This is a genomic window from Methylopila turkensis (assembly GCF_027922325.1).
Taxonomy (GTDB): domain Bacteria; phylum Pseudomonadota; class Alphaproteobacteria; order Rhizobiales; family Methylopilaceae; genus Methylopila; species Methylopila turkensis.
In genome coordinates this window covers 757,623-781,966 of record NZ_BSFL01000001.1, presented here as the reverse complement: position 1 = coordinate 781,966, position 24,344 = coordinate 757,623, and the positions used below count along the sequence as shown (strand labels likewise).

The window sequence follows — 24,344 nt, the reverse complement described above, 5'->3', positions numbered from 1 at the left end:
CTCACCCGCGCGGCGCCGTCTCGCCGAGCAGGAAGCCGCGGTCGGCCGCGAGGCGCTTTTCGAGAAAGCCCGCCACCGCCTTGATGCGCGCGATGTGCACAAGGTCCTCGTGCACCGACAGCCAGACGTCCCGGACGGTGGACAGCTCCGGCAGCACCGGGATCAGCGCCGGATTATGGGCCGCGACGAAGCTCGGCAGCATCGCGATGCCCTGGCCGGACGAAGCGCTGACATATTGAGCGATCAGGCTCGTGCTGCGGAAGCCCACATGCGCCGGGCGGAAGATGTCCGACAGCCAGCGGTTCTCGCGGACGTGTATGTACTCGTCGATGAAGTCGATGAAGTCGTGTTCGTCGAGGTCCCGAGCGGAGGTCGGGCGCGGACGGTCCGCGAAATACGCCTCGGCCGCATAGAGCGAGACCCGGAATTCGCCGATCTTGCGGGTCGAGAGCCGCCGCCCGACCGGTCGGTTGAAGCTCACGAACACCTCCGCTTCCCGGCGCGTCAGGTCGAGCGTGCGCGTGTCGGTGATCAGCTCGATCTGGATGCCGGGATACTGCCTGCGGAACGCCCCGAAGCAGGTGGTGAGGTAGAGGCTGCCCATGCCTTCCATGGTGGCGATGCGCACGGCGCCGCCGGCGTCGCCGCCCGCGCCGACCGCCTCCGTCAAGGCGTTCGCCTGGTTCTCCATGCCCTCCGCGTGCTGCAGCAGGCGCAGGCCGGTCTCGGTCAGGGTGAAGCCTGTGCGGCTGCGCTTGAAAAGGCTGGCGCCGAGGCTGCGCTCGAGCTCGCGGATGCGGCGTCCGACGGTGGTGTGGTCGACCTTCAGCGCCTTCGCGGCGCGCGCCAGGTTCTTCTGCCGCGCCACGGCGAGGAAGTAGACGATGTCGTTCCAGTCGTAGCGGGGCTGCGCCTTCACCGCCGCCATGACGCGGTCTCCGTGCTTCGTCGCGAAGGACGGAACTGTAGCTGTCGCGAAAGCCATGATCACTACCGATCCGGCGGCGCACCCCGCCGCCGGATCGGCTCCCTGTCCTGCCGGCGTCAGGCCGCGACGAGCGGCGCGTAGGTGTCGGTCAGGCGGTTCGCGAACATGTCGACCTTCGGGATCATCATCTTCTGCCGGCAGACGGCGAGGTCGACGTGGCGGGGCATGACCGCGCCGAGCGTGAGCGAGCGCGGGGCGACGACGTTGACGTCCCACAGCGGGAAGCCGGTCGGCGGAACCACCATGCTGCCGCCGGGGTAGGGGCTGTCGACCCGGTTCGCGAGCGCGAGCGCGACGCGATTGTCTTCGGCCCGCGGCACGGCGAGCAGTTCGCGCTCGAACGGCTCCCTCAGCGCCGCCGGCCACAGCACGATGTCGGCGGCGCCGACGCCGAGGCAGCGCGAGGTTTCGGGGAAGACCGCGTCGAAGCCCGACATCACGCCGATGCGTCCGAACGGCGTGTCGAACACGGGGTACGCGTCGCCGGCGGTCGCCCAGCGCTTCTCCTCGGCGGTGAGGTGGGTCTTGCGGTAGCGCCCGATCTCCGCGCCGTCAGGCCCGATCAGGACGGTCGCGGCGTAGAGCCGGTCGCCCTCCCGCTCCACCATCGGCGCCCCGATCAGGCAGCCGTAGCGCTTGGCGATCCCCGCCAGCCGCGCCAGGATCGCAGGCGTCGACTCCGCCTGGAGCGCCGCCTCCTCGGCGTTCGGCAGCCAGGTCGGGCTGAAGGCGTATTCCGGCAGGATCAGCACCTTGGCGCCGAGCTTCGCGGTGTGGTCCACCATCTCGAACACAGCGTCCGCGTTGGCTGCGTCCGCCGTCATGTGCATCTGCACGGCGGCCACCTTGGTCACGCTGCGCGACGGCACCAGCGGCTGGTCGGCGATCCCGTAGACCGGGGTCTGCTCGTAAGGCAGCGCAAGCGCGCCGTAGGTCTCCGGCCGGCGGCCCGCGATCTTGTCGTCCGCGGCGTAGATCGACTTGTCCGCCGCCATATCCGGATCGACGTCGGCCACCGCCATGCCGTGTGTGTCGTACGGGACCTTGGCGGCGACGCGGCCCTTCGGGTCCACGATCATGCTTCCGCCGGGGTAGTAGATCGAGCGCTCGTGCCCGGCCTTGGTGGCGGCGACAAGCCACACGCCGTTCTCATAGGCGCGGGCCGGGCCCCACATGTCGGCCTGATCCATGGCGAAGAAGTTCGCCATGTCGACGATGATCTCGGCGCCCTGCAGCGTCATGGCGCGGAAGATCTCGGGGATGCGGCCGTCGAAGCAGATCAGCAGGCCGATGCGGCCGAGATCGGTGTCGACCACAGGGCAGCCGCGCTCGCCGAAGGCGAACCAGTTCTGGTCGTGGGTGGCGAGGAACTGCTTGTGGTAGTGGCAGGCGAGCTCGCCCTTGCGCCCGAACATGACGCCGGAGTTGAAGATCTTGTTCTTCGCCGGGTCCCATTCCGTGATGCCGCTCGCGATGTAGACGCCGTGCTTCGCCGCAAGCGCCGACAGCGCCTTCACGAACGGGCCGTCCGTCACCGTCTCCGCAAGGTCGCGGGCGTGCTGGGCCGAGTCGAACAGGTAGCCCGTGTCCATGCACTCCGGGAACACGATGAGCTCGCAGCCCTGCCGCACCGCCTCCTCCACATAGGAGGTCGCGAGCGAGATGTTGTGGTCGTAGTCGCCGAGGCGCGCGAGCGTCTGCACCGCCGCGGCGCGAAAGCGTCGCTTCGTCATGGGATTGGTCTCCGTAAGATGTCTGCGGGCCGCGTCGGCCCTTCGTCAGCCTGAGGTCAGCTTGGCTCGGGCGCGGCTTTCACCTCGCGCCAGAACGTGTCGAGGCAGCGCCGCTTCAGCGCCGTGAACTCCTCGCTGGTGGTGGCGGCGCCGTCGCGCGGCCAGGGCAGGGCGATGTCGACAATCTCCGCCACGCGCGTCGGCCGCCGGCTCAGCAGCACCAGCTTGTCGGCGAGCTGGATCGCTTCTTCGAGGTCGTGCGACACCAGCAGCGTGGTGATGCTGCGCTTCATGAAGATCTTCTGAAGCTGCTCGCGCATGAACAGCGTCATTTCATAGTCCAGCGCGGAGAACGGCTCGTCGAGGAACAGCACCTCCGGCTCGGTCACCAACGCGCGGAGGATCGACACCGTCTGCTGCTGGCCGCCCGACAGCGTGTAGGGGTAGGCGGCGAGGTCGAACTTGACGTCGAACTCGGCGAGCAGAGCCTCGACCCGCCGCTTTCGCTCCGCCCTCGGCACGCCCATCACCTTCAGCGGGTAAAGGATGTTGTCGATCGAACGGATCCACGGAAACAGCGCCTCCCGGTAGTTCTGGAAGACATAGGAGATGTTGGTCTCGCCGATGGTGCGGCCGTCGTAGAGCGCCTGGCCTGCGTCCATCGGCGCGAGCCCCGAGATCATGTTGATCAGGGTGCTCTTGCCGCAGCCGTTCGGCCCGAAGATCGAGATGAAGGAGCCGAGCGGCAGGTCGAGGTCGAAGCCGTCATAGACGACGGCTCCGTTGAAGCTCTTCGACAGGCCGCGGATCGTCAGCTTGCCGCGGCGCGGGACGGGGGCAGGGGCCGCTTCCGCGGGCGGGCCTTCCGTCGGTCTCAAAGCGTGGATCTGGCCCAAGGCGGCCTCCCGGGTCACTCAGCTGCCGAGGTCGGCTGCGGTCAGCAGCTTGGTCTTCACGTCCACGGAGGCCGGCAGCACGCCCTCCTTGGAGAAGACGTCCACCAGCGCCTGGTAGGAGGCGGCGTCGACGTCGTTCAGGTCCTTGAAGCCGCGGAGGTAAGGCTGCGCGACGAGCTCCAGCTGCTCCGCGCGGATCGCGGTGTATTTGGGAAGCACCGCCCGGTACTTGGCGAAATCGGCGTTCACCATGTCCGTCGCCTGATCGATGATCTCGACCACCTTGCGCGCGACCGCCGGCCGCTCCTTCAGGAACTTCGTGGTGATGAGCGAGGCGCCGGAATAGAACGGGTCGGCGATCACGGCCTCGACCGGGTTGGTCATGGCGCGCTTGGCCTTGCCGGAGGCGACCGCGATCGAGCCGACCGGCTCGAGCGACAGCGTCGCGTCGGCGGTGCCGCCGACGACCGCCGGCACCTGCATCGCGACCGCGAGGTCGACGAGCTTCACGTCCTTGTCCGGATCGAGGCCCGCGGAGCGCACCATGTGGCGGGTGATGGTGCGCCACTGGATGCCCGGCAGATGCCCGAGGGTCTTGCCCTTGAGATCGGCGAAGCTCGCGATCGTGCTGTCCGGCTTGACGATCAGCCCGTCGTTGATGCGGTCGACCTTGATGCCGCCGCCCTGCAGGCCGAACACTTTGAAGGTGCCGGGAAATTTGTGCTCGGCCACCATCGCGATGCCGGCGGCGGCTCCGGGAGGGCCGAAGTCGGCGCGGCCGGCGACCAGCGCGTCGATGATGTGGTTCGGCGACTCCATCTTGTTGGAGACGACCTCGATGCAGGCCTTCTCGAACAGCTTCTCTTCGAGCGCCACGTAATAGGCGGTGGTCTGCATGATCGGGAGCCAGGCCGCGGAGACCTTCTCCATGCTGGCGCAGGCGGAGGCCGCGCCGGCCGACGCGATAAGGGCGACGCCTGCGGCGAGGGCGGTTGCGAGATGGCGCATGCGGTCGATTCCTTCGGGTTCGGAAGGCGGAGAAAGAGGCGCGGCCAGGCTCAGCGCCCGGCCCAGTGGACCAGACGGCGCTCGAGCACGAGCAGCAGCACGTTGAGGCCGTAGCCCATGGCGCCGGCGACAAGGATCGAGCCGTACATGTCGGCGAGTTCGTAGGAGATCTGGGCGTCGATGATGCGGTGCCCGAGGCCGTCGGTCGCTCCGATGAACATCTCGGCGACGATGATGACCACGAGCGCGATCGACACCGCGTTGCGCAGGCCGACGAAGGTCTGCGGCAGCGTCTCGAAGAAGATGACGTCGCGGAAAATCCTGAGCGACGAGGCGCCCATGGACTGCGCTGCGAGGATGCGCGTCCGGCGCGCGTTCAGCACGCCGTAGGCGACGTTGAACACGATGACGAGCCAGGCCGCGAAGGCCGCCACCGCGATCTTGGCGGCGTCGCCGAGCCCGAACAGCAGCAGGAACAGCGGGAACATCGCGGTCGCGGGCGTCGACCGGAAGAAGTCGATCAGGAACTCGACCGAGCGGTAGACCGCGGCCTTGGCGCCGAGCACGATGCCGATCGGCACCCCGAGCGTCACCGCGATCCCGATGGCGTAGGCGACGCGCGCCAGCGTGTGGCCGAAATCTTCGTTCAGCTCGCCCGCCGCGACCCGGCGCGCGGTTTCGCCGATCGTTTCGAACGGCGACGGAAGAAGATCCTTGTTGACGTAGCCGCCCTTGAACGCAATCCACCAGATCGCGATCAGAAGCAGCGGACCGACGGCGAGTTCAAGCGTCTTTCGAAGCTTGGTCGACGACAGTAAAGAGTTCATGGCGTTGAGGCCCGATCCGTTTCGACACGACGCCGTCATGGCGCCGGAGCGTCCTGCGGGCCGAAACGTCGCGAGGACATCTCAGCTTCCGTGGATCATCGTGCCGATCTGTCGGGGATAAAAGGGCCAGTGTTGCACGTCATCGTGCAAAAACGCATGGCATCGCGGGCATTTGGCGTCGGATGAAGAGTAACGATGCAGTTTTAGGCGCCCGGCGCCCATGGCGGCGGCACCTCAGGTCTTTCGAACCTTGAAGCTCATCGAGAGAGACCGGGGCGATCGAAGGACCGGCTGGATAGCGAGGGCGCATTGCGCTGGGGGCATAGCGCGGTCAGACGATCCGGACCGAGCGCGGTCCGTTGAAGCGGACCACGTTCGGACGATGATTCGGGCCTTACCAGCCAGACTGCGCAATAATGGCGCTTTCCGGCAGGCGCGGACGAAGCGCGGGCGATCAAAAGCAGAGCGGCGAGGAAATCCTGAGGAGTCCCTTAGGGAGCCCCTACCGGAAGCCGACCGCCTCGACGACGATCCAGACGATCGCGAAGGGAGCTGCGAGGTTCAGCACGGCTCCGGCCATGAGCACGACGGTCGCGGCGATGGAGCGGACTTCCCCCAGCACGTCGGGCTCCGCCCGGCACCGATACGCCGAGTTCGCGTAAAGCTCCGTGAGCTTGTCTATCGCCATCGCCATTCCCCGAAGTCGCCGTTGGCAAATTCGCTTAGCCGAAGGCGGCGGGGAATAGGGAGTAATCCTTAATGAGATGTAAATTTTAAGGAAAGGTTAACCCTGCCGCGCGGCCGCAGGCGCTGCGGCCACGAGCCGGCGGCCGGCCTCGGTGAGCGCGAGCTTCGCGCGCTGGGTGCGGGCGTCGCGCGCGGCGACCGACACGAGGCCGAGCTCGTCGGCGAGGTCGGACACCGCGCGCAGGACGAGGGCGTGAGCGAGCCCGAAGACTTTGGCGAAGGAGCGGCTGTCTCCGGCGACGCCGGCGCCGAGCGCGGTCAGCACGCCGGCGTGCAGCGGCGTCAGCCCCGGCGCGGCCTCCACCATGGCCTCTACCGCCGCCATGAAGGCGCGTTCGTCCTCGGCGACCGCGGTCATCAGGCGGCCTTTCCCGCGCGCGGCGCGAGCGAGACCAGCACGGACTTCGACAGCGGCGTGTCGGAGAGATCGCCGGCCTTGGTGAAGGGCACGACCGCGTTCAGCTCGGGATAGTAGCCGGCGATGCAACCGCGCGGGATGTCGTAGGCGACGAGCCGAAAGTCCTCGGCGCGCCGCGAGCGGCCGTCGGCGGCGTCGCCCACCACGTCGACGCGCGCGTTGGGCTTCGAGCCCATGGCGGCGATGTCGTCCGGGTTCATGAAGATCACCCGGCGCTCGCCGTAGACGCCGCGGTAGCGGTCGTCGAGGCCGTAGATCGTGGTGTTGTACTGGTCGTGGCTGCGGACGGTCTGCAGCACGAACTGGCCGGGGCGCCTGCGGGCGCTCTGGTGCTCGATCTCGGCCGGCAGCGGCGTCGCGGAGAACTCCGCCTTGCCGGACCGCGTCAGCCATTCGCGCTCGCTCGCCGCGTTGCGCAGCCGGAAGCCTCGCGGCTGGCGGACGCGGACGTTGTAGTCCTCGAAGCCCGGAATGGTGCGGGCGATGCTGTCGCGGATCAGGTCATAGTCCTCGGCCATGGCGGCCCAGTCCACATGGCCCGAGCCGACAGTCGCCGCCGCGATGCCGCAGATGACGCCGACCTCGGACTTCAGATGCGGCGAGGCCGGCTTGTTGATGCCGCCCGAGCCGTGGACCATCGACATCGAGTCCTCGACGGTGACGATCTGGGCCTTCTTCGCGCTGTTGCGATCGATCTCGGTGCGGCCCATGCAGGGCAGCAGATAGGCGACCTTGCCCACCGCCATGTGGCCGAGGTTCGGCTTGGTCGCGATCTGGACCGTGAGGCGGCAGCTCCGCAGCGCCTGCTCGACGACGGCGGTGTCTGGGGTGGCGCGCAGGAAGTTCCCGCCGAGCCCGATGAAGGCCTTGGAGCGGCCCTCGACCATGGCGCCGATGGCGTGCAGCACGTTGTGGCCGGGCTGCCGCGGAACGGCGAAGCCGAACTCCCGCTCGATCGCCGCCAGGAACCACTCCGGCGCGTTCTCGTTGATGCCGACCGTGCGGTCGCCCTGCACGTTGGAATGGCCGCGCACGGGGCACAGGCCGGCGCCCTCGCGGCCGACATGGCCGCGCAGGAACAGCAGGTTCGCGATCTCGCGCACCGTCGCGACCGAGTGCTTGTGCTGGGTCACGCCCATCGCCCAGGTGACTATGACGCGTTCGCCGCCGAGATAGACGTCGGCGAGCGTGGCGATCTGGTCATAGGTGAGGCCCGACTGGTCCTCGATCGCGCCCCAGGAGGTCGCCTCGACCTCCGCGCGCCACGCGTCGAGCCCGACGGTGTGCTCGGCTATGAAGGCTTCGTCCAGCAGCGACGGGCGGCCGGCGGCGCGCGCGGCGTCGTCGCGCGCGAACACGATCTTCGCGACGCCGCGGATCGCGGCCATGTCGCCGCCGAGCTTCGGCTGGAGGTAATGCGTCGCGATCGAGGTCGATCCGCCGCGGATCATCTCGATCTTGTCCTGCGGGTCGGCGAAGCGTTCGAGGCCGCGCTCGCGGATCGGGTTCAGCACCGCGACGCGCGCGCCGCGCATCGACGCCTTGCGCAGGTCGCCCAGCATGCGCGGGTGGTTGGTGCCCGGGTTCTGGCCGATCACGATGATCGCGTCGGCGTGGTGGAAGTCCTCGAGCGTGACCGTGCCCTTGCCGACGCCGATCGCCTGCGTCAGCCCGACGCCCGACGCCTCGTGGCACATGTTCGAGCAGTCGGGGAAGTTGTTGGTGCCGTAAGCGCGCGCGAACAGCTGATAGAGATAGGCGGCCTCGTTTGAGGCGCGGCCGGAGGTGTAGAACTCGGCCTCGTTCGGGCTGTCGAGCGCGTTGAGCTCTGCCGCGATCCCGGTGAACGCCTCGTCCCACGAGACCGCGACGTAGCGGTCGGTCGCCGGATCGTAGCGCATCGGCTCGGTCAGGCGGCCGACGTTTTCGAGGTCGTAGTCGGTCCAGCCGCGCAGCGCGCTCACCGTATGCTCGGCGAAGAAAGCGGGGGTAGCGCGGCGGGCGGTCGCCTCCCACGACACCGCCTTGACGCCGTTCTCGCAGAACTCGAACGACGAGCCGTGCTCCGGATCGCCCCAGGCGCAGCCCGGGCAGTCGAAGCCGTCGGACTGATTGGCCTTCAGCAGCGTGATCGCGCCGGTGATCGCCGACCCGCTCTTGAGCAAATGCTTTCCGCAGCTGCGAAGAGCGCCCCAGCCGCCGGCGGCGTGAGAGCGTTTGAGGGGCGCGTCCGCCTGAGACATGTGCTTCGACCGTGCATGTGAGAGCGCCGAAGCCGCGCGATCGCGGCAGTGAATATGATCCGAGATAGCCCTGAGGCGCTTTCGGCGCAACTAAACGCGCCGGATTTATTTGTCCTTACATGAAGACATGGCGGCCATGCGCTTAATTCATAACAATTAAAAACAGACTTAGAGGTTCGAAAACTATCGATATCGCCGATCGGGCGATATGGATTCGGACATCATCTTGCAAATCATCGTTGACTACGATTGCGCGATAGGAAAATCGCATCATGCCGCGGTGCAATAGGAAAACCGCGTTCAGGTGCCTTCATACCGGGGAGGGAAGTGACTAGATTGCGGACCCGCCCCGGTCTGACGGACCGCAGCGCCGCATCCATCGCCGGCTGAATTTGAGCAATGTCCCCCATTCTTGAGATTTCGGGTCTGTCCAAGACCTATGCGTCCGGGTTCCAGGCGCTGAAGCATGTCGACCTCGCGATCGAGACCGGAGAAATCTTCGCGCTGCTCGGCCCGAACGGCGCCGGCAAGACGACGCTGATCTCGATCGTCTGCGGTCTGGTGAACCGGACCGACGGAACGGTGATGGTCGCCGGCGCCGACATCGAGCGCGACTACCGCGCCGCCCGCTCGCTGATCGGCCTCGTGCCGCAGGAGCTTTCGACGGATCGTTTCGAAAGCGTGTGGGACACCGTGGCGTTCAGCCGCGGACTGTTCGGCAAGCCGAAGAACCCCGCCTACCTCGAAAAGCTGCTGCGCGACCTGTCGCTGTGGGAGAAGCGCGACGAGCGCATCATGGCGCTGTCCGGCGGCATGAAACGCCGGGTGCTGATCGCCAAGGCGCTGGCGCATGAGCCGCGGCTCCTGTTCCTCGACGAGCCGACGGCGGGCGTCGACGTGGAGCTCCGGCGCGACATGTGGCGGCTGATCCGCGAGCTGCGCGAGACCGGCGTCACCGTGATCCTCACCACCCACTACATCGAGGAAGCCGAGGAGATGGCCGATCGTATCGGCGTCATCACCGGCGGCGAGCTGATCCTGGTGGAGGAAAAAGCGGCGCTGATGGCGAAGCTCGGCCGCAAGGAGCTGATCCTCCAGCTCTGCGAGCCGCTTTCCGAGATCCCGGCGGCGCTCGGCCGCCACAAGCTGGAGCTGCGGGCCGGCGGCTCGGAGCTTGTTTACGTCTATGACGCGACGCGCGAAAGCGCGGACGTGGCCTCGCTCGTGACCGAACTGTCGGCTGCTGGCGTCCAGTTCCGCGACCTCAGGACGACGCAATCTTCGCTCGAGGACATTTTCGTGGGTCTCGTGAATGGAGGAGGCCGGTCGTGACCGGAGGCGTCAATCTGCGCGCGGTGGCCGCGATCTACAACTTCGAGATGGCGCGCGCGCTGCGGACGGTGATGCAGAGCGTCATCTCGCCGGTGCTGTCGACCTCGCTCTACTTCGTGGTCTTCGGCGCGGCGATCGGCCAGCGCATGAACGAGATCGACGGCGTGCCCTACGGCGCGTTCATCGTGCCCGGCCTGATCATGCTGTCGCTGCTGACTCAAAGCGTCGCGAACGCGTCGTTCGGCATCTACTTCCCGCGCTTCGCCGGCACGATCTACGAGGTGCTGTCGGCGCCGGTGTCCTATCTCGAGATCGTCATCGCCTATGTCGGCGCGGCGGCGACCAAGTCGATCGTCATTGGCCTGATCATCCTCGCGACCGCCTCGCTGTTCACGCCGCTGTCGATCCAGCATCCGTTCTGGATGATGGGTTTCCTCGTCCTGACCGCTGTCACGTTCTCGCTGTTCGGCTTCATCATCGGCGTCTGGGCCGACGGGTTCGAGCAGCTTCAGGTGATCCCGCTGCTCATCATCACGCCGCTGACGTTCCTCGGCGGCAGCTTCTACTCGATCGACATGCTGCCGCCGTTCTGGCGCACGCTCAGCCTGTTCAACCCGGTCGTATATCTCGTCAGCGGTTTCCGCTGGAGCTTCTACGGCAAGGCCGACGTGAACGTGGAGATCAGCCTCGCGATGACGCTGGCGTTCCTGCTGGTCTGCCTGGTCGCGATCCGCTGGATCTTCAAGACGGGGTACCGGCTGAAGCCCTGAACGCGGCCAAAGGCTCAGCCGCGCGTGCGCGCGCTGACCGCCGGCAGCACCTGGCGGGTGATCCAGTTGATGAGCTCGGTGCGGCGGATCGTCGGGTCGAGCACCGATGGCGCGACGCCGAGCCGCCAGGCGACGTCCTTGCGGTCGGGATCGGCGTCGAGCGCCACGAGGTCGGCGATGTAGGCCGCGGCCTCCGCGCCGTCGCGGAAGAAGCCTTCCTCCAGCATGATCGGCGTGTAGCGGGTCAGGATGCCGCCGAGCTCCGCGAACGTGTATTCCGGGTGGAACTGGACGCCCCAGAACACGCCGTTGCCGTGCCGGATCTCCGCCGCCTGCACCGCGCAGAGGTCGTTGACCGCAGTGACGGTCGCCCCCGGCGGCACGGCCGCGACCTCGTCGGAATGGATCGCGGGCGCGTCGAACACCTGGGCGCGGCCGGCGTGCAGCGCATGGTCGCGGCCGGCGTCGGTGAGATGGATCGAGCGGGCGATGCCGATCTCGCGGCCGCGGCGGTTGAGCTTCACCTCGCCGCCGGCCGCGGCCGCGGCCACCTGAAGGCCCCAGCACGAGCCGAAGAACGGCACGCCGGCGTCGTAGATCGTGCGGGCGAAATCCACCTGCACGAGCGATTCCCGCTCCGACTTCCAGAGGTTGAGCCCCGACCCCGTGATGACGACGCCGTCGTAGGATCCGACGCCTGCTCCGTCCGGCAGGTTCGCGCCTTCGTCCGCCGGATAGCACACGTCGATCGTGGCCTCGAGCTTCTCGGCCGCCGTAAGCCGCGTGAGGACGTCGCTGTAGAAGGCGCTCGGCGTCTGGCCGGAGACGGCGGCGTGCCGCTCGCGCATGGCCTTCGGGTTGCCTTCGACGACGAGGAGGCGGAGCGGGCGCATGCGCGTCACGCCCGCGCCGCGTCGAGGTCGCCGCGGATCGCGGCGCGGTAGAGCCTCGCGAAGTGCGCCGCCTTGAAGGGCAGGGGATTGCCGCCGGTCGAGGGATCGCGTTCGGCCTTCTCCGCCATTTCGTCGACGCGGTCCTCGTCGACGCCGATTTCGGCGAGCGTATGCGGCACGTAGAGCTCCTCCCGGAAGCGCAGCACCCAGTCGATGAAACCGTCGAAACCGCCGTCGATCTCGAACGAGCGCGCGAGATGGGTGAAGCGTTCCTCGATCGCGGGGCGGTTCGCCAGCAGCACGTAGGGCATGATCACGCCGTTGGTCAGGCCGTGATGTGTGTCGTAGAGCGCTCCGACCGGATGCGACAGCGAGTGGATCGCGCCGAGCCCCTTCTGGAACGCGGTCGCGCCCATGCTGGCGGCGGCGAGCATGTTGACGCGGGCCTCGATGTCGCCGCCGTCGACGACCGCGCGCGGGAGGTAGCGCTTGATCAGCCGCGCGCCGTTGACGGCGACGCCGTCCGCCATCGGGTGGAAGCCGGGGGCGGAAAAGGCCTCCAGACAGTGGGCGAGGGCGTCGAAGCCGGTCCAGGCCGTGAGCTTCGGCGGCAGGCCGACCGTGAGCTCCGGATCGAGGATTACGACCGCCGGCTGCATCTTCGGGTGGAAGATGATCTTCTTCTCCTGGGCGCCTTCGTTGGTGACGACCGCCGCGCGGCCGACCTCCGAGCCGGTGCCGGCGGTGGTGGGGACCGCCACGATCGGCGCGATCGCCGCGACGTCGGCGCGGGTCCACCAGTCGTCGACGTCCTCGAAGTCCCAGATCGGCCGGGTCTGGCCGGCCATAAAGGCGACCAGCTTGCCGACGTCGAGCCCGGAGCCGCCGCCGAAGGCGACCACGCCGTCCGCGCCCGCCGCACAATAAGCCGCGACCCCGGCCTCCACATTGGCGTCGGTCGGGTTGCCCTTCACCTCCGAGAACACAGTTGCCGGCCGCCCCGCCGCCTCGAGCGCCGCGAGGGCGCGGCCGACAAGCGGCGTGCTCATCAGGCCGGGGTCCGTCACCAGCAGCGGCCGGGCGATCCCGGCTTGCGCGCAGGCGTCGCCGAGCTCCGCGACGCGGCCGGGGCCGACGAGCACGCGGGTCGGGTAGTTCCAGGCGGCGGTGAAGGGGCTGGTCATGAGCGATCTCGCGGCAGTCGGCGCCGAAGCGCGCTTTCATGAACTCGACCGTCGTCCTACGGCTTGACCGGATGACCCACCGTCAGCGTCGCGCTCGACGTCGGAGATGGACGGTCCGGTCACGCCGGACCATTACGGCTGCTTGCGGCCAAGGGGGACCCTCAGGTCATCTCGCGCAGGTGATAGCTCTTCGGCCGCGTCATCATGTGAAAGCCGATCTCGGACAGGCTGGCGCCGCGGCCGGTGTCCTTGACGCCGGTCCAGGCGAGCGCGGGATCGAGATAGTCGCAGCGGTTCATGAACACCGTGCCGGTCTCGATCCGGTCGCCGAGCGCCTCGGCGAGGTCGATGTCCCGGGTCCAGATCGAGGCGGTGAGGCCGTAGGGGCTGTCGTTCATCAGCCGCAGCGCCTCCTCGTCACCGGAGACCTTCATGATCCCGACCACAGGGCCGAAGCTCTCCTCCATCATCACGCTCATGGAGTGGTCGACGTTGGTGAGCACCTGCGGGGCGAGATAGGGCGTGCCGGCCTTGTCCGCGGGGAAGGCGCGCGGGTCGAGATGCGCCTTGGCGCCGCGGGCGACCGCCTCCGCGATCTGGGCGCGGACGTTCTCGGCGAAGCGGGTCGCGGACATCGGCCCGAGCGTGGTGGCGTCGTCGAGCGGGTCGCCGAGCCTGTACTGCGCCGCCAGATCCACCACGCCCGCGACGAAGCGGTCGTAATGGCGCTCGTGCACATACACGCGCTCGATCCCGCAGCAGCACTGGCCGGAGTTGTAGAACGCGCCGTCGGCGAGGTTTTCGATCGCGAAGTCGAGTTCGGCGTCCTCGCGGACGTAAGCCGGGTCCTTGCCGCCGAGCTCGAGGCCGAGGCTCGCGAAGGTGCCGGCCGCGGCGCGCTCGATCGCCCGGCCGCCGCCGACCGAGCCGGTGAAGTTGATGTGGCCGATCATGCCCGAGCGGATCAGGTCCGAGGTCTCGTCATGGCCGAGGTAGAGGTTGCGGAACAGGCCCTTCGGCAGGCCGGCCTTGTCCATGGCCTCCTGGAGGCGCTCGCCGGCCAGAAGCGTCTGGTTGGCGTGCTTCAGCAACACCGCGTTGCCGGCGATCAGCGCGGGAACGATGGCGTTGACGGCGGTGAGGAACGGGTAGTTCCACGGCGCGATGACGAGCACGACGCCGATCGGCGTGCGCTTGATCATGCGGCGGAACCCCGGCTTTGGCTCGGGGGTGACCGGGGCGAGCGCCTTCTCGGCGGTCGCGACGCAGTGGCGGATACGCTCCTCGACGCCGCGCATCTCGCCGCCATAGCGCACGGGACGGCCCATCTGCAGCGCAAGTTCGGGGACGATCTGCTGGTTCAGGCCGAGCAGCGCCTCGAGGAAGGCGAGCATCTTCGCGCCGCGTTCGGCGATGGGCACGCCGGCCCATTCCTGCTGCGCGCGTTTCGCCGCCGCCGCCGCCTCCGCCACCGCGGCGGGCGGATCGATCGGCCGGCGGGCGACTTCGCGGCCGTCGATGGGGGAAATGCAGGTGAGGTCGGTCATGGAGACACCCATGAACCCGGCGCGAGGGGCGACCGCCGCGGGGAGCCGGGAGCGTTGTCAGGAAGCGGCGCTCTCTCGTAGCACGATCCTCGCGAGGCTTCCCATGCGGGTTTGTCGCCGCGCCGCCGCCGTCTCGACCGACCGGATCGCGGTCGCTCGCCGGTCCGCTTCCGCGGGCGGCCCGATGTCCGGGCCGCCCGACTTAATTCAGAGCGACTTGTACTCGCCCCTGCCGCCGGACAGCGCGAACTCCTCCTCGGGCGAGAGCACCAGCTTGTGGCGGCCGTAGACCGCGAAGTAGACGGTCGCGATCGCGAACCATACCAGCACCCACAGGACCCCCTTGGTGAAGTTCGGATCCTGAACCTGATAGAACAGCGTGACGACGGCGATCACGATGGTCGCGACCGCGCCGGGCACGCCGAGAGGGCTCTTGAACGGCCGCTTGATGTGGGCGGCGTTCTTGCGAAGCAGGATGTAGGAGACCGCCTGCGCGATGTAGGAGAACATCGCCCCCGACACCGCCATGTTGAGCAGCACGCTGCCGATGGTCGCTCCGCCGGTCTCGGCGCCGAGCGCGAACCAGATGATCAGCATCACGCCGAGTCCGACGACCGAGCCGACGATCATCGCGACGTAGGGCGTGCGGTAGGAGGCGTGCGTCACCGACAGGCCGCGCGGGAAGTAGCCGGCGCGCGAGAGCGAATAGATCTGGCGTCCCTGGGCGTAGAGGATGGTGTGGAAGCTCGCGATCAGGCCGGTGAGGGCCACGACGCCGAGCAGCACCACGCCGCCGTCGCCGTAGATCGCCTTGAAGCCGTCGAGCAGCGGCTCGAGCGAGGTGGCGAGGTGGAACGAGCCGACGCCCACGACCGACGGGTTCAGCAGCACGATCATGAAGGCCGAGACGATCAGGGTCGCGATGCCCAGCATGATGCCCTTCGGCATGTCGCGGGCCGGATCGACCGACTCTTCGGCGGCGAGCGGAAGCTGCTCGATCGCGAGGAACAGCCACACCGCGAAGGGCAGCGTAGCCAGCACGCCCGACAGCCCGAAGGGGAAGTACGAACCGCCGCCTTCGGGCAGCTCCACCGGCGCGCCGTCCGGCCCGGCCGCGATGTTCAGCGCCCAGCGCGAGAAGTCCATGTGCGGGACGGCGCTGATCCAGAAGAACACAAGCACCGCGAGCGAGATCAGCGTGAACGCCATCGTCACCTTGAACGACAGCTCCAGGCCGAACACGTTGAGCGCCACGAAGAGCACGTAGAACGCGACCCAGACCAGCGGAGAGTAGGCCGGATCGAAGCCGAAGATCGCGTTGACGTAGCCGGTGATGAAGGTGACGACGACCGCCGGCGTGATGACGTATTCGACGTTTTCGCACAAGCCGGTGAAGAAGCCGCCCCAGGGGCCCATGGCCGTGCGGGCGAAGGAATAGGCCGCGCCGGTGTGCGGCAGCGCCGCCGACATCTCGGCGATCGAGAAGGTCAGGCCGAGATACATAACCGCGATGATCATCCCGGCGACCAGCATGCCGCCCCAGCCGCCGGTGGCGAAGCCGAAGTTCCATCCCGAAAAATGCCCGGAGATGACGGCGCCGACGCCGAGCGCCCAGAGGCTCGCCACGCCGGCGTAGCGCGTCAGTCCGCGCTTTTCGAAATATCCGGCGTCCACCGTCTGGTAGGTGACGCCGCGCTTCCCGTCTTGGGCCATGCCGCTGTTCCCGTTGCGCCGATTGATCGGACGCGCGACGCGCTCGTGTCCAAGCGGGATGACGAGCCTTCTCGCGCGATCACGGAGAGCTCACGCTGTCGTGACCAAGGTCAGCGTCGTGTGGGGCGCGGCGTCTGTCAACTCGGGACGAGCGTCATCACGCCGCAAAATGCGTCACGGCGCAGAAATAGGCTCGGGCGGCGTTGGAATGTGCGGATCGAGGGCAGGTTCGTGAAGAGCAGGCGGGGCGGCGCCTCGCGATATGGGCTCAGACCGGAGGCGGGGGCGCCGCGATCACGAAATGATAGACCGCGATCCCGATTGCGATGACCACGGCCGCGACCAGCAGGATGCGGCCGACCGAGGCGCCGGCCGAAACCGGCTCGCGCGGCTCCTTCGCGGTCTCCGGCTTCGTCTCGGCAGGCTGGGGCGCGAGTTGGGCCGGGGGCGGGGCGAAGGCCGCGACGCCCGAGGCGAGCGGCGGAGCCTCCAGCGTCTGGGGCGCGGCGTCGCGCTCGTCCGGCTCCTCGTGGGCGATCGGCGGCGCTTCCGACACCGACGGAACCACGGTCTCCGCGCTTGGAGGACGGGCGACGATCTCGCGCGAGAACGCTTCGAAGAAGGCTTCGAGCTGCTGCCGCGCCACGCCGCCGACGAGGCGCGAGCCGAGCTGGCCCACCTTGCCGCCGACCTCCGCCGTGATCGTGTAGGTCGCGACCGTGACGTCGCCGTCTTCAGTGAGCGCGATCTTGGCGCCGCCCTTGGCGAAGCCGGCTCCGCCCGCGGCCGCCTGGCCCGACAGGACGCAGCTCTCGGGCCGGAGCTGCTCGTGGACCTTCACCTCGCCGTCGAACAGCGCCTTGACCGGCCCGATCTTGGCCGCGACCTTCCCCTTCAGCCCGTCGGCCGAACGCTCGACGCCCTCGCAGCCGGGCACGCTGGCGCGCAGGACCTCGGGGTCGCACAGACCGGCCCACACAACCTCGCGGGGCGCCGGAATGCGATGGGATCCAGTGAGCTCCATGACGATGTCCCGCACCCTGTTCGCTTTTTTGTCGGGCCAGTTCTAGAACCGGCGACGGGCGCCGGTCCAGCCGCATGAGGCGGGGCCCGGGCGCCTTGAGCACATCGCCGCGACCGGAGCCGCCATGCCCGCCTACGTCTTCACGCCGCCTCCGCAGCCGGCCGTCGCCGTGCTCGGCCGCTCGGAGCTGTTTCCCGCCCGCCGCGTCTACTGCATCGGCCGCAACTACGCCGCCCACGCCGTCGAGATGGGCCACGATCCGGACCGCGAGCCGCCGTTCTTCTTCCTCAAGACCCCGGACGCGCTGCTGCCGGACGGCGCGACGTTCCCCTATCCGCCCGAGACCTCCGACGTGCACCACGAGATCGAGATGGTGGTGGCGCTGGAGAGGGGAGGGCGCGACGTCGCGGTGACGGATGCGCTCGGGCTCGTCTTCGGCTATGGCGTGGGCGTCGACTTCACCCGCCGCGACCTGCAGGCCGAGGCCAAGAAGCTGCAGCGGCCGTGGGAGATCGGCAAGGCGTTCGACCACGCCGCGCCCTGCGGTCCGCTCGCCCGCGCGGCCGAGATCGGCCACCCCGACCGCGGCGCGATCACGCTCGACGTCAACGGCGCCCGCCGGCAGACCGGGGACCTCGACCAGATGATCTGGAAGGTCCCGGAGATGATCGCCTATCTGTCGCGCTACTTCGAGCTTGCGCCGGGCGACCTGATCTTCTCCGGCACGCCGTCCGGCGTCGGCGCGGTCGCGCGCGGCGACCGGCTCGAGGGCCGGGTCGAGGGCGTCGGGGAGCTGCGGCTCGACGTCGGCTGACGCATCCCGGGGCGTTCGCCCCAACGTCCAGGATCAAGAGTAACGATCCGAAAGTATCGATCGAGCGAACGCCCGGCGCCGCAGCGGAGGCCGACATGCTGGTCATTGACGACAAGCGCCTGATCTACGGCGTCCGCACCGCGGGCGACGGCGCGCTGACGCGCCTGCGGTGGGAGGACGTGGACGCCGCGCTCGCCGCCCCCGACGGCTTCGTCTGGCTGCATCTCGACGCTTCCGATTCCCGCGTGCAGCAGTGGCTCGCGACCTGCGAGCTCCTGCCGGAGGACGCGCGGGAGATCCTGCTCGGTTCCGACCGCCACATCCGCATCGAAGCCGGGCCGCACGGCGTCATGGGCGTGCTGGGCGACCTGCACCACGATTTCGCCGACGATCCCAACCGGATCGGCGCGCTGCGGCTGTTCTTCGACGATCGGCGCTTCGTCACCGCCCGCCGCAACGCGCTCCGCGCGGTCGACCGCCTGCGCCGCTCGGTCGAGCTCGACCGCTGCGAGCGGCGCCCGGCGCCGCTGCTGGTCGAGCTGCTGCACCATCTCTCCGACGCGTTCTCGGGTACGCTGTTGGAGACGATCGAGGAGCTCGACGACGTCGAGGCGGACGTGCTCGCCGATCGGGTGAAGGACGGCGGCGCCGCGCTCGGCCGAGCGCGGCGCACGTTCGCCCACCTGCGGCGTCATCTCGGGCCGCAGCGCATCGCGCTCGCCGGCCTGCTGGCGCGGCTTCCCGCCTGGGCGAGCGCCGAAGACGCGAGCGACCTTCGCGACGCCGTGACGCGTTTGGACGCCGTCGGCCACGATCTGGAGCTGGCTCAGGAACGCGCGCGCCAGCTTCAGGACGAGCGCGCCGGGCGGCTGGCCGAGATCACCAACCGGAACCTCTACGTGCTCTCGATCTTCACCGCGATGTTCCTGCCGATGACGCTCGTCACCGGCGTGTTCGGCATGAATGTGGGCGGGCTGCCGGGCGTGGGGTCGGCGCACGGCTTCATCTGGACCATGGCGCTGATGGCGGCGACGGGCGCCGGCACCTTCGCGGTGCTGAAATGGGCGCGGATCATCTGACGCCGATCCGGTTCGCCCATTACGCTCAGCCCGAGAACGCGCGCGCCGCGAGCCTCCGGCTGCGCTGCGCGAAGGCGTCGAACGCGTCCGCCGAGGCGAGGCTCTCCGCCGGGATCGTCACGGGAAGCCCGAGCGCCTCGGCGACCTCCGCCATGGCGCGCGCGCCGAAATAGGCGTTGCCGTGGACCGTGTCGCCGTCCTTGCGCGCCTCGAACTCGGGCCGCAGCCGGCCGTCCGGCCCGGTCGACCAGGGCCGCGGCGAGACCACGCGGACGCCGCGCCGCGCCGCTTCCCTCCCGACGATCGCCTCCAGCGCCGCGGCGAGGGGCGCGTCGGGATGGCGGGCGGGCGGCGCGACGAGCACGACGGTTGCCCCGCCGGCGGCGAGCCAGCCCAGCAGGTCGAGCAGGGGCCCCCGCCGCGCCGCGACAATGGCGCCGAGCGCTTCGATCGTGATGAAGTCGCGCGCGTCGTCCGGGTCCCGCGCCAGCGTGTGGCGGCGGCTGATCTCGTCCTGGACGAGGTCCAGCTGGAAGCCGAGCGTGGTCACGATCGGAAGGCGCACATCCTCGAGCCGGCTCGCGCCGGCCGCCGCGAGCGCGGCGTTCAGCCGGGCGCGCGCCATCGGGTCGGCGAAGTTCAGCCCGCGGGACGGGTCAAAGGCGAAGGCGTCCTCGTCCCAGAGGCGGCCGCGCATCAGCGCGCCGCCGGCCACGCGCAGCCCGATCACCTCCGCGCCCTTCTGCAGCCGCCCCGCATGGGAGCAGCCGAACAGGAACAGGTCGGCCGTCATTGGGGCGCGTCCAGCAGCTCTTCCTCACAGGCGAGGTCGTTGGCGGTCGGCGAAGCGGGAGGCGGCGGCGCGGAGGGCGTCGGCTCCGCCGGCGCCGCGCCCTGCTCGGCGAAGAACGCCTCCATCACGAAGGCGACGCCCGCGGGCGTGATGGTGCGCATGTTCGGGTTGTAGAACATGCCCCGCATCGGCGCGGTCGCCACCATCTCGTAGGACGGGAAGTAGTCGACGGCCGGGTCCCCGGCGGCGAGCTCTCCGGCGACCGCGCGCAGTGTCGACTTGGTGTAGGTGTTCGCGACCAGCGCATGTTCGCCCGTGACCGTCGCGATCAGCGGCACTGGCGAGACCGTCAGGATCAAGCGGATCGACGGATTCAGGCGCTTGAGCACGGCGATCGCCGCCTGCAGATCGTCGCGGATGCGCTCGAAGCCGAAATTGCGAAGGATGTGGCGCTGCGCATCGTAGCGCCCGGCCGCGACGCCGGGGCATAGCGGAAAGACCTCGCCGGTTCCGGCGTCCTGCCAGCATTCGGTCAGCCCGAGGGTGAACAGGAACACGTCGGCCGACGATACGCCCCTGCGGATGGCGCGCAGCGTGGTCGCGCGCGCTGCGCGGACATCGTCGGCGTCCGAAAACCCGCCAGGCTGGATCGCGGGCCGGAAGGGATCGAACCAGCGCCCGTCGTCGTCGCGCCAGAGCTCGTCCGAGGGGGCCGCGTCTCCCGCCGCCCAGTCCAGCCACTGCCGCAGCAGGGCGGCCGAATAGATGTTGCCGGTGCGGAAGCTGAACACGCCGTAGCCGAAGCTTTCCGCCACGTCCGGCGGCATGCCGAACGGCGCTGGCTCCGTGTCGAGCCAGCCGAAGCCCCTGCGCTTCAGCGCGCGGCTGATGTGCTGCGCGAAGCACGAGCCCGCGGTCGCGACCATGGCGTCGCGCCTGAGCGGCGCCTTCGGGCGCCAGATGGCGTTCAGCTCGAATGGGCTCTTCGCCGCGACCGCGAGCCGCCAGAAGGCGTCGTCGGGGAGCGTGTCGTAGGGGTGGCGGCCGTCAGCGATGGTCATCGCGCGGCACATTAGGTCACCGATCTCTCAAGCGCATCCCTATCCTGGACTGCAGGCCGATCGCCGTGGCGTCGTGGAGGGGCCGGCCGACGGGCGAGCCCCTCCGCGACTTACGCGAGGTTCTCGTTGAGGCGCCGGTCGACGATCTGGACGGTGTCGTCGATCGCGGCGTTGGGGAAGTCGAGCTGGTGCGCGATCAGCTTCACCAGCAGATCCACGCGCTCGATGAAGGGCGCGCCGCCGGCGACCGCGCGCGCGGCCGACGAAGGCTTCAGCAGGCTTTCCGCCGCCTTGGCGTATTTCTCGAACGGCACCTGGTCCGCCGGATCGGCGCCGAGCTTGCGGGCGATCGCGTCCACATGGTCGTAGATCGACTGCGAAAGCGCGATGTCGCTGTGCACCGCGTCCCGGATCGAACGCGGCTCGCCGAGCGTGATGCAGCGATAGTTGCCGGTCAGCAGCATCGACCACTTGGCCAGCGGCACGAACAGCGAGTCGAACACCTTGAGCTTCACCGGCACGTCCTTGCCGTCGAGCCGCACCGCGTCGATGTCCGCCTCGAGCTGCCGGAGCAGCCGGTTGTGGGCCTCGTCCTCGAAGGTCGCCGCCTTGAAGTTCGTCGGCAGGCCCACGTGCAGGACGTTCGCCTCCTCCTCCGGCGGGCGGAACGCCTGCGGATCCGGCGAGCACAGCGAGATCAGGCCGGGCTTGAAGCGCTCCCACACCTGCGCGTTGGTGAAGGCTTCCTCGAAGTTCACGCCCTCCAGCCCCGGAATGCGCTTGAGATAGGGCAGCGGCGGCATGTTCATGATCGACAGGCAGGGCAGCTTCGCCTCGGCGATCTTGACCATCAGCACGCGGATCGTGTGGTTGGCGTATTGCGGCTCCTGCATCGCGAGGCCGACCAGATCGTACTTGGAGACGTCGATCGTCTGCGGGGGCGCCGCGTCGAGCTTGCCCGGCAGGTCGCGCGAATGGATGGCGCGGTGCTCCGCCTCGTCGCGCAGCTTGATGCGGACTTCGGTGCCGGCGCGGTTGATGAGCTCGGCCGTCTTCTCGCGACAGACGAGCGTGACGTCGTGGCCCGCCATGAGAAACTTGGTCGCCAGCAGGGAGCCGTAAGAGGCTCCGAGGATCAGAATGTTCGCCATGTCGATGTTTTCCCGGATGTCGCCCGGTGTTTAAAGCAATCTGGCATACAAGGGCTATGAGACGATAATCGTAGGCAGTCGGGCGTCGGGCGAAGGTCTGCGGCTTGCGCGCGGTTTCATCGTTCCTCGATCCGGCCCCCTGCGCCGCTTGCCGACGACGACGCGCCGGCTCGTCCATTCATTCTCAACCGCCTTCTGTGACAGTCCGCATGATCGAGGCCGCATGGGACGACATCGGCATGAGCCGCGCGCTCGAACGGGCGAAACAATGGGCGCGCGCCGTCAAGCGCGACGTCGCGGCGCTGTGGATCGCCGGCCGCGACCCGCGCACGCCGCTCGCCGCCAAGATCGCGGCGCTGGCCGTCGTGGCCTACGCGCTGTCGCCGGTGGACCTCATCCCCGACTTCATCCCGGTGCTTGGCTATCTCGATGATCTGGTCATCGTTCCGCTCGGGATCATGCTGGCGGTCCGGCTCATCCCGGACGAGCTGCTCGCCGAGTTTCGCGCGCGCGCGGCGGCCGCGCCCAGACGCCCGGCCAGCGTCGCAGGGCTTGCGGCGGTGATCGTCATCTGGACCGGCGCGCTCGGCCTCCTGGCGGTCTGGCTGCTCTGACCGCCAGGAGGCGCCGGTCAGGTGCGCCAGGGATGCGCGGGAAGCTCCCATGCCCCGAGCGCCTTCGCGCCCGCGGTGGCGACGGCGTGGTCGTTCTCGACCGACGAGCCGCTGACCCCAATGGCCCCGACCATGACGCCCTCGCTGTCCACGATCGGCAGGCCGCCGGGGAAGGTGATCAGGCCGCCATTCGAATGCTCGATGCCGTAGAGCGGGCCGCCCGGCTGCGACAGCTTGCCGATCTCGCCGGTCGGCATGCCGAAGAACACGGCCGTCTTCGCCTTCTTGATCGCGATGTCGATCGAACCGACCCATGCGTCGTCCATGCGGTGGAACGCCTTGAGGTCCGCGCCCGAGTCGACGATCGCGACGCACATGAAGGTGTCGATCTCGCGGGCTTTTTCGATCGCCGCGCGGATGGCGGCGTCGGCGTTCTCAATCGTGACATGCATGGCGAACTTCTCCAGTACCGGTCCGGCGGACGCGGGGGGAGGGCATATAGACGGCGCGCGCTCGCCGACCGCCCGACTTTCGCAGCACGCGCCTGCGCGCGACGCCAGGGCGCGACTCGGAACCGGGAGGCGCGGCTGGCGTTTCGAGTCGTCGTCGGGAGGTTGCAGACGTGGCGCCACGAGCGAACTGGAAGGGCTTCCTGAAGGTCGGCGAGGTCGTCTGTCCGGTCGCGCTCTACACCGCGGCGTCGACCTCGGACCGGATCGCGTTCCACACCCTTAACCGCAAGACCGGCAACCGCGTGCGCCGGCAGTATGTCGACGCGGAGACCGGCCGGCCGGTCGAACGCGAGGATCAGGTCAAAGGCTACGAAACGTCGGCAGGCGAGCACGTCGTCCTCGAACCCGACGAAGTGGCTGCGGCGGTGCCGGAGAGCGACAAGACGTTCGAGATCGACGCCTTTATCCCGTGCGATGACGTCGACGACGTCTATTTCGACAAGCCCTATTATCTTGCGCCGGCGGACCCAACCGCCCACGAAGCGTTCGCGCTGATCCGCGAGGGGATGCGGAAGAAGAAGGTCGCGGCGCTGGCGCGGACGGTGCTGTTCCGCCGGGAGCGCATGGTCCTCATCCGCCCGCACGATGTCGGCCTGGTCGGCACGACGCTGAACTTCGACTACGAGGTCCGGTCGTCGGCCGACGCCTTCAGCGACCTGCCGAAAGCCAAGATCCAGGGCGAGATGCTCGATCTCGCCAGGCACATCATCGACACCAAGCGCGGCGCGTTCGATCCGTCCGCGTTTGATGACCGTTATGAGGCCGCTCTCGCCGAGCTCGTGAAGGCGAAGATCGAGGGCCGCAAGATCACGCCGCGGAAGCCGAAGGCGCCGGAGAAGGTCACCGATCTCATGGAGGCGCTGCGCCAGAGCGCCGGCGCGTCCGGGGACGCTTCGAAGAAGGCTTCGTCGGTTCCGAAGAGGTCCGGCAAGGCGAAGAAGACGGCGGCCGCCTCGCGGGGCGGCGGAGACACCGAGCGGCGGAAGGCGAGCTGAGC

At 68.8% G+C, this 24,344-nt stretch carries 22 protein-coding genes; 6 read left to right on the top strand and 16 right to left on the bottom strand.

The features are described 5' to 3' along the window. Position 1 precedes the first annotated feature (1 nt). The 7 genes from PKE78_RS03640 to PKE78_RS03610 form a co-directional block, all read right to left on the bottom strand. The gene (locus tag PKE78_RS03640; RefSeq protein ID WP_271199479.1) at positions 2 to 985 is read right to left on the bottom strand and encodes a LysR family transcriptional regulator; all 984 of its coding nucleotides are present in this window, start codon (positions 983 to 985) and stop codon (positions 2 to 4) included. Positions 986 to 1,044: 59 nt separating this feature from the next. Beyond that, complete coding sequence (locus PKE78_RS03635; protein WP_271199478.1) at positions 1,045 to 2,721, bottom strand: carbon-nitrogen hydrolase family protein; 1,677 nt, start codon at positions 2,719 to 2,721, stop codon at positions 1,045 to 1,047. Positions 2,722 to 2,777: 56 nt separating this feature from the next. Beyond that, the gene (locus PKE78_RS03630) at positions 2,778 to 3,617 is read right to left on the bottom strand and encodes an ABC transporter ATP-binding protein (protein WP_271199477.1); all 840 of its coding nucleotides are present in this window, start codon (positions 3,615 to 3,617) and stop codon (positions 2,778 to 2,780) included. Positions 3,618 to 3,635: 18 nt separating this feature from the next. Further along, positions 3,636 to 4,625 (bottom strand): ABC transporter substrate-binding protein, encoded by a 990-nt coding sequence (locus tag PKE78_RS03625; protein WP_271199476.1) that lies wholly within the window; start codon positions 4,623 to 4,625, stop codon positions 3,636 to 3,638. Between the two features lie 50 nt (positions 4,626 to 4,675). Further along, complete coding sequence (locus PKE78_RS03620) at positions 4,676 to 5,452, bottom strand: ABC transporter permease (protein ID WP_271199475.1); 777 nt, start codon at positions 5,450 to 5,452, stop codon at positions 4,676 to 4,678. Between the two features lie 784 nt (positions 5,453 to 6,236). Beyond that, the gene (locus PKE78_RS03615; RefSeq protein WP_271199474.1) at positions 6,237 to 6,557 is read right to left on the bottom strand and encodes a hypothetical protein; all 321 of its coding nucleotides are present in this window, start codon (positions 6,555 to 6,557) and stop codon (positions 6,237 to 6,239) included. Continuing rightward, complete coding sequence (locus tag PKE78_RS03610; RefSeq protein WP_271199473.1) at positions 6,557 to 8,860, bottom strand: FdhF/YdeP family oxidoreductase; 2,304 nt, start codon at positions 8,858 to 8,860, stop codon at positions 6,557 to 6,559. Before PKE78_RS03610 ends, PKE78_RS03615 begins: the two co-directional genes overlap by 1 nt. Before the next feature lie 399 nt (positions 8,861 to 9,259). On the opposite strand from PKE78_RS03610, the gene PKE78_RS03605 reads away from it, so the two are divergent. Continuing rightward, on the top strand, positions 9,260 to 10,192 hold the full coding sequence (locus PKE78_RS03605; RefSeq protein ID WP_271199472.1) for an ABC transporter ATP-binding protein: 933 nt from the start codon (positions 9,260 to 9,262) through the stop codon (positions 10,190 to 10,192). Beyond that, positions 10,189 to 10,962 carry an ABC transporter permease gene (locus tag PKE78_RS03600; protein WP_271199471.1) on the top strand — a complete coding sequence of 258 codons (774 nt, stop codon included), beginning with the start codon at positions 10,189 to 10,191 and terminating at the stop codon, positions 10,960 to 10,962. The genes PKE78_RS03605 and PKE78_RS03600 overlap by 4 nt, the downstream gene beginning before the upstream one ends. Positions 10,963 to 10,976: 14 nt before the next feature. On the opposite strand, the gene PKE78_RS03595 is transcribed toward PKE78_RS03600, so the two are convergent. From PKE78_RS03595 to PKE78_RS03575, 5 genes are all read right to left on the bottom strand, one after another. After that, positions 10,977 to 11,864 carry a type 1 glutamine amidotransferase gene (locus PKE78_RS03595; RefSeq protein ID WP_271199470.1) on the bottom strand — a complete coding sequence of 296 codons (888 nt, stop codon included), beginning with the start codon at positions 11,862 to 11,864 and terminating at the stop codon, positions 10,977 to 10,979. Continuing rightward, complete coding sequence (locus PKE78_RS03590) at positions 11,861 to 13,039, bottom strand: iron-containing alcohol dehydrogenase (protein WP_271199469.1); 1,179 nt, start codon at positions 13,037 to 13,039, stop codon at positions 11,861 to 11,863. Before PKE78_RS03590 ends, PKE78_RS03595 begins: the two co-directional genes overlap by 4 nt. Before the next feature lie 161 nt (positions 13,040 to 13,200). Next, a complete protein-coding gene (locus tag PKE78_RS03585) occupies positions 13,201 to 14,586 on the bottom strand; it encodes an aldehyde dehydrogenase family protein (protein WP_271199468.1) in 1,386 nt (461 codons plus the stop codon). 207 nt (positions 14,587 to 14,793) lie between these two features. Beyond that, a complete protein-coding gene (locus PKE78_RS03580; RefSeq protein WP_271199467.1) occupies positions 14,794 to 16,299 on the bottom strand; it encodes an amino acid permease in 1,506 nt (501 codons plus the stop codon). 268 nt (positions 16,300 to 16,567) lie between these two features. Beyond that, positions 16,568 to 17,323 carry an SRPBCC family protein gene (locus PKE78_RS03575; protein ID WP_271199466.1) on the bottom strand — a complete coding sequence of 252 codons (756 nt, stop codon included), beginning with the start codon at positions 17,321 to 17,323 and terminating at the stop codon, positions 16,568 to 16,570. 124 nt (positions 17,324 to 17,447) lie between these two features. Between PKE78_RS03575 and PKE78_RS03570 the strand changes: the two genes are divergently transcribed. Next, positions 17,448 to 18,137 carry a fumarylacetoacetate hydrolase family protein gene (locus tag PKE78_RS03570; RefSeq protein WP_271199465.1) on the top strand — a complete coding sequence of 230 codons (690 nt, stop codon included), beginning with the start codon at positions 17,448 to 17,450 and terminating at the stop codon, positions 18,135 to 18,137. A gap of 95 nt (positions 18,138 to 18,232) precedes the next feature. Next, complete coding sequence (locus PKE78_RS03565; RefSeq protein WP_271199464.1) at positions 18,233 to 19,216, top strand: CorA family divalent cation transporter; 984 nt, start codon at positions 18,233 to 18,235, stop codon at positions 19,214 to 19,216. Positions 19,217 to 19,241: 25 nt separating this feature from the next. Here the strand turns inward: PKE78_RS03565 and PKE78_RS03560 are convergent, their stop codons facing one another. From PKE78_RS03560 to PKE78_RS03550, 3 genes are all read right to left on the bottom strand, one after another. Continuing rightward, a complete protein-coding gene (locus PKE78_RS03560) occupies positions 19,242 to 20,009 on the bottom strand; it encodes an SGNH/GDSL hydrolase family protein (protein ID WP_271199463.1) in 768 nt (255 codons plus the stop codon). Then, positions 20,006 to 21,070, bottom strand: coding sequence for a GSCFA domain-containing protein (locus tag PKE78_RS03555; RefSeq protein ID WP_271199462.1), 1,065 nt, complete (start codon positions 21,068 to 21,070; stop codon positions 20,006 to 20,008). Before PKE78_RS03555 ends, PKE78_RS03560 begins: the two co-directional genes overlap by 4 nt. 110 nt (positions 21,071 to 21,180) lie before the next feature. After that, entirely contained in the window at positions 21,181 to 22,221 is a 1,041-nt protein-coding gene (locus PKE78_RS03550; RefSeq protein ID WP_271199461.1) for a ketopantoate reductase family protein, read from the bottom strand. Between the two features lie 209 nt (positions 22,222 to 22,430). Here PKE78_RS03550 and PKE78_RS03545 point away from each other — a divergent pair, with 209 nt between their 5' ends. Further along, complete coding sequence (locus tag PKE78_RS03545) at positions 22,431 to 22,835, top strand: YkvA family protein (protein WP_271199460.1); 405 nt, start codon at positions 22,431 to 22,433, stop codon at positions 22,833 to 22,835. 17 nt (positions 22,836 to 22,852) lie between these two features. Here PKE78_RS03545 and PKE78_RS03540 read toward each other — a convergent pair whose 3' ends face one another. Beyond that, positions 22,853 to 23,287: a GlcG/HbpS family heme-binding protein gene (locus tag PKE78_RS03540; RefSeq protein ID WP_271199459.1), complete on the bottom strand. Its 435-nt coding sequence runs from the start codon at positions 23,285 to 23,287 to the stop codon at positions 22,853 to 22,855. 170 nt (positions 23,288 to 23,457) lie between these two features. On the opposite strand from PKE78_RS03540, the gene ku reads away from it, so the two are divergent. Then, positions 23,458 to 24,342: a non-homologous end joining protein Ku gene (gene ku / locus PKE78_RS03535; protein WP_271199458.1), complete on the top strand. Its 885-nt coding sequence runs from the start codon at positions 23,458 to 23,460 to the stop codon at positions 24,340 to 24,342. Positions 24,343 to 24,344: the final 2 nt, after the last annotated feature.